Source organism: Verminephrobacter aporrectodeae subsp. tuberculatae At4 (genome assembly GCF_000193225.1).
Taxonomy (GTDB): domain Bacteria; phylum Pseudomonadota; class Gammaproteobacteria; order Burkholderiales; family Burkholderiaceae_C; genus Acidovorax; species Acidovorax aporrectodeae.
Window position 1 is genome coordinate 1 of the sequence record NZ_AFAL01000149.1, and the last position, 4,541, is coordinate 4,541.

Annotated in this window: 6 protein-coding genes; 2 read left to right on the forward strand and 4 right to left on the reverse strand. The window is 69.5% G+C overall.

Annotation, left to right across the window (positions count from 1 at the left end; genetic code table 11):
• A partial coding sequence (locus VTU_RS25790) for a penicillin acylase family protein (protein ID WP_010101561.1) occupies positions 1-1,265 on the forward strand: 1,265 nt, incomplete at its 5' end.
• A 34-nt stretch (positions 1,266-1,299) separates the two neighbouring features.
• Here VTU_RS25790 and VTU_RS0105290 read toward each other — a convergent pair.
• The 4 genes from VTU_RS0105290 to VTU_RS0105305 are packed head-to-tail and all read right to left on the reverse strand — an operon-like array spanning position 1,300 to position 4,132.
• Positions 1,300-1,884: a YqiA/YcfP family alpha/beta fold hydrolase gene (locus tag VTU_RS0105290; RefSeq protein WP_010101563.1), complete on the reverse strand. Its 585-nt coding sequence runs from the start codon at positions 1,882-1,884 to the stop codon at positions 1,300-1,302.
• Between the two features lie 12 nt (positions 1,885-1,896).
• Positions 1,897-2,550 (reverse strand): LPS export ABC transporter periplasmic protein LptC, encoded by a 654-nt coding sequence (gene lptC, locus VTU_RS0105295; protein ID WP_010101565.1) that lies wholly within the window; start codon positions 2,548-2,550, stop codon positions 1,897-1,899.
• Positions 2,547-3,131, reverse strand: a complete 585-nt coding sequence (locus VTU_RS0105300) for a KdsC family phosphatase (RefSeq protein ID WP_010101567.1) — start codon at positions 3,129-3,131, stop codon at positions 2,547-2,549. Before VTU_RS0105300 ends, lptC begins: the two co-directional genes overlap by 4 nt.
• A complete protein-coding gene (locus tag VTU_RS0105305) occupies positions 3,131-4,132 on the reverse strand; it encodes a KpsF/GutQ family sugar-phosphate isomerase (protein ID WP_010101569.1) in 1,002 nt (333 codons plus the stop codon). The genes VTU_RS0105300 and VTU_RS0105305 overlap by 1 nt, the downstream gene beginning before the upstream one ends.
• Positions 4,133-4,231: 99 nt before the next feature.
• On the opposite strand from VTU_RS0105305, the gene VTU_RS0105310 reads away from it, so the two are divergent.
• Positions 4,232-4,541 (forward strand): cation:proton antiporter (locus VTU_RS0105310; RefSeq protein WP_010101571.1); only part of this gene is annotated, 310 nt, incomplete at its 3' end.

Here is a 4,541-nt window from a genome sequence, read left to right on the forward strand (position 1 = left end):
ACATGCGCGCCAAGAATTACAAGTCCTTCAAACGCGCCATGCTGCACTGGGGCGCACCGACCGAGAACCTGGTCTACGCCGACACCAAGGGCAATATTGGCTGGGTGCCCGGCGGCCTTGCGCCCAAGCGGCCGAACTGGGATGGCCTGCTGCCCGTGCCGGGCGACGGCCGCTACGAGTGGGCCGGATTCTGGAGCGGCGACCAGCTGCCGTCGAGCTACAACCCGAAGCAGGGCTGGTTCGCCAGCGCAAACCAGATGAACCTGCCCGACGGCTACCCGTACCAGCAGCGCAAGCTGGGTTTCGAGTGGACCAACGGTTCGCGCTTTGCGCGCATCAGCGAAGTGCTGGCGGCTTTGCCGAAGGTCTCCCTGCAGGATTCGATGGACCTGCAGAACGACGACCTGTCGATTCCCGCGCGCCGCCTCACGGCCTTGCTCGATCCGCTGTCGTCAACCGATGCGCGGACGCAAGCGGCGCTGAATGTCCTCAAGGGCTGGGATTGCGTCGAGCGCGTCGATTCCGCGCCGGCGGCGTTGTATGAGGTCTGGCTCACGCGGCATCTGGGCACGGCCTTCAAGAGGGCGGTGCTGAGCCAGGACGCCGCGGCGGCGATGGGGCCGCCCGACGTCGCCGTGCTGCTCGATACGCTGGAGCAGCCGCAGGCGCGCCTGGGCGAGCAGGCAGCGCACCAGCGCGACGCTATCTTGCTGGGCAGCCTCGGCCGCGCCTACGCCGAGATGCTCACGTTGCAAGGCGAGGATCCTGCCCAATGGCAATGGGGCAGGTTGCACTACAACCTGATGGAGCACCCGCTGGCCAGCGCAGTGGATGAGGCCACGCGCGCCAAGCTGAACGTCGGCCCGCTGCCGAAGCACGGGGGACCCTATTCGCCGAACCAGTCGATGTACCGCCCCGGCGGCGACTTCCGCCAAACCAATGGCCCGTCGTTCCGCGTGGTGGTTGACGTCGGCAACTGGGACAACTCGAGGACGGTGAATGCACCGGGTCAATCGGGGGACCCGGAGAGCCCGCACTACCGCGATCTGGCCGAGAAATGGCTCCACGGCGACTACTTCCCGCTGCTGTATTCGCGCAAGGCGGTGGAGCAGGCCACGCTGCAGAAAATCGTGCTCGAGCCGGGCAAGCGGGCAGCGGGCAGCAAGCTTGGTTCGGACGCTTGCGCGCGCGATGACGCGCTCTGCCATCTGGCGCTGCGCCAGGATCGGATGCGTCCGGCGCACCCCACGGGGGCCATGCCCTGAGAGGTCGGTCGTGCGCCCGGGAACCCGTCCGCCCTTATGCCAGCCGCAGGAAGCGCGCGATCTCCGGGATGTACGCAGCAAAGTTGCTCAGCGCATGCTCCCCGCCCTCTTGCACGATGTGTCGGGCGCCGGGGTAGCGCCGGACCATTTCGTGCCAGTCGAGCAACTCGTCGCCCTTGGCAACGATGAGCAGTTCGGGCGCTGCGGGTGGCAGGCCCCGGGTGTCGAGCGCCTGGAGTTCGCCGATGTATTCGGGCAGGAAGTAAATCCGCTCGCCCGGGTTCTGCCAGGTGCCGTGCTCGCCGATGTAACGCTCAAGGCTGCGGGCCGGGTCCACGGCAGGGTTCAGCAGCACGCTGGGGCAGCCCATGCGCTGCGCCACCCAACTCGCGTAGAAGCCTCCGAGCGACGATCCGAGCACCGCCATGCTGGCCCGGGGCCAGCCGGCGATTCCCTGGGTCACCGCCTGCATGGCGGCGCGCGGCGAGGGCGGCAGCTGCGGGCACCAGAAGCTGACGGCCGGGTGCTGCTGCGCCACGTGCGCGGCCATCTGGCGCGCCTTGACCGACGCGGGCGAAGAGCGAAAACCGTGCAGGTACAGCAGATGCGTCGTTCTCATCGTGTGCTTCTCTTACTGGGCAGCACCCGGCGACGGCAGCAGACCCCGCACCCGCCCGTGCAGCTGCAGCACCTGGTCGAGGTTGTCGTATTCCATGCCGTCGGCGGTAAAGCGGTCCTGGTCCCGGGTGAGCGTGACGGGTCGGTTCGAGCGCAGGCGCCCGGTGCGCGTGAATGCGTGCAGGAACTCGCTGCGCAACTCCAGTCGCGGCTGCGCGGACACCCCGGGCCGTGCAGGCAGGGGCTCGCGCGTGACGACGGCGTGGCCGAACAATTGCACTTCCGAACCGTCGGCGTTCGTCAGCGCGCGGTCCGCCGTGGCCACGGTGACACGGCCTTCGGGGTCGATCGAGCGCATGCGCACCCTGTCGATCTCGATCCTGTCGGTGTCCGGGTAATGCCGTGCCTCCTCGCCTTGCATCTCGTTCTGCAGGCGGCCCACGGCGTCAAAGCTTTTCATGGAAAAGGACTTCATGGAGTAGTCCGGCTGGTGTTCCCACTGCCGCTCCTCGGCGAGTTGCAGCGGCTGGGGCGCGTTGCGCACCAGCCACCAACTGCCCAGCGCCAGCAGGCCCATCAGCGCGACGGGCAGGTAGAGCGTGAGCTGCTCCCAGCCCTGGCGGATCACCCGCAGCCCGTCGGTCCACCGGGCACGCGCCTGGTTCATGCGCCGTAGTCCGCGAGCAGCGCCGCATAGTGGCCCGTGGCCGTGAGCAGCAGGTCGCACAATTCGCGCGCGGCGCCGGCGCCGCCACACGCCCGGGTCACGTAATGGGCCACCTGGCGCACCTCGACCTGCGCGTTCGCCGGTGCGCAGGCCAGGGCGCTGCGGCGCAGCAGCGGCAGGTCGAGCCAGTCGTCGCCCATGGCCGCAGCCTGCGACCAGTCCAGACCCAACGTGCCCAGGATCTGCTCCGCAGCCGGGCGTTTGTTCTCGCTGCCGAAGACGGCGTGCTCCACGCCCAGCGCCGCCAGGCGCGCGCGCAGGGGCGCGCAGTCGCGCCCCGTGATCACTGCGGGCGTAATCCCCGCCCGCTGGAGCAGCCGGATCCCCTGCCCGTCCAGGGAATGGAAGCGCTTGAGGGTCTCACCCGATTCGCTGAAGTACAGGCCCCCGTCGGTCAGGACGCCGTCCACGTCGAAAAATGCCACCCGAACGCCCTGGGCGCGCAGCAGCAGTTCCGGGTCGATGCGCAGCGCGGGCACCAGCGCGGGCAGTGCGCGGGAGGGATTTTCCGGCGCGGCCATCAGATCACCTTGGCGCGCATGAGGTCGCCGATATGCACCACCCCGGTCAGCACATCGTCAGAGTCCACCACCAGCACGCTGGTGATGGCATGGGTTTCCATCATCCGGGCGGCGTCCACGGCCAGCGCGTCGGGCGCAATGCGGCGCGGGGCAGCGTGCATGACCTGCGCCGCCGTGGTGGCGCGCAGTTCGGCGCCGGACTCGATGCGGCGGCGCAAATCCCCGTCGGTGAAGATGCCCAGCACCCGGCCCGCCGCGTCCACGATGGCCGAGGCACCCAGGCCCTTGGCGCTCATCTCGCGCATGAGCTCGCCAAAGGATGCGTCGGGCGCGACGCGCGGGACCTGCGCTGCGCTGCGCATGACGTCGCGCACGTGCGTGAGCAGTCTGCGCCCGAGTGCGCCGCCGGGGTGCGAACGGGCAAAGTCTTCGGGGCGAAAGCCGCGTGCGTCGAGCAGCGCCACCGCCAGCGCGTCGCCCATGGCCAGCTGCGCGGTGGTGCTCGCCGTGGGCGCGAGGTTCAGCGGGCAGGCCTCCCGCTCCACGCCGCAATCGAGCAGCAGATCGGCGTGGCGCGCCAGCGTGGACTGCAAACCGCCCGTCATGGCGATCAGCGAGGCACCCAGGCGCTTGAGCAGCGGCAAGATGATGGTGAGCTCGGCGCTTTCGCCGCTGTTCGAGATCGCCAGCACGAGGTCGTCGCCGGTGACCATGCCCAGGTCGCCATGGCTCGCCTCGGCGGGGTGGACGAAGAACGCGGGGGTTCCGGTGGACGCCAGAGTGGCGGCGATCTTGCGCCCCACGTGGCCGCTCTTGCCCACCCCCATGACCACCATGCGCCCCCGGGTCTGGAGCACCAACTGCACGGCCCGGGCGAATGCTGCGTCCACCCGGCGCGCGAGCCCGGTCAGGGCCGCGGCTTCGATTTCAAAGGTCGCGCGGGCCAGGCGCAGGGCCTGTTCGGCGTCGAAGGGGCGCGGCGCGGCGGAGGCTGGAGTCATTCCGGGATTCTATCGACCGGGTACGCCGGGGCGCGGCGTTTGCGCGCCAGTCAGGCGCCGGACGGCCCAGCAGGCCAAGGCTCGGATAGCATCCGGGCCATGTCTTCTCTCGCCCTGACCCTGCTCTACCTGCTGGCCGCGGTGCTGGGCGTGGTGGTTTTCCGCAGCCTCAAGCTGCCCCCCATGCTGGGCTACCTGACTGCGGGCGTGCTGATCGGACCGCACGCGCTGGCGCTGGCGCAAAACTCCGAAGGGATGCGGCACCTGGGTGAGTTCGGCGTGGTGTTCCTGATGTTCGCCATCGGGCTCGAGTTCAGCCTGCCCAAGCTGCGCGCGATGCGCAAGCAGGTGTTCGGCCTGGGGCTGCTGCAGGTGCTGCTGACCATGGCCCTGGTGGCTGCGGCGGCGC

What these genes read in the sequence shown, in the direction of transcription:
- VTU_RS0105300 (WP_010101567.1), bottom strand. Translation starts at nt 3,131, where the DNA reads ATGGCCGCGCCGGAAAATCCCTCCCGCGCACTGCCCGCGCTGGTGCCC.
- VTU_RS0105290 (WP_010101563.1), bottom strand. Translation starts at nt 1,884, where the DNA reads ATGAGAACGACGCATCTGCTGTACCTGCACGGTTTTCGCTCTTCGCCC.
- lptC (WP_010101565.1), bottom strand. Translation starts at nt 2,550, where the DNA reads ATGAACCAGGCGCGTGCCCGGTGGACCGACGGGCTGCGGGTGATCCGC.
- VTU_RS0105305 (WP_010101569.1), bottom strand. Translation starts at nt 4,132, where the DNA reads ATGACTCCAGCCTCCGCCGCGCCGCGCCCCTTCGACGCCGAACAGGCC.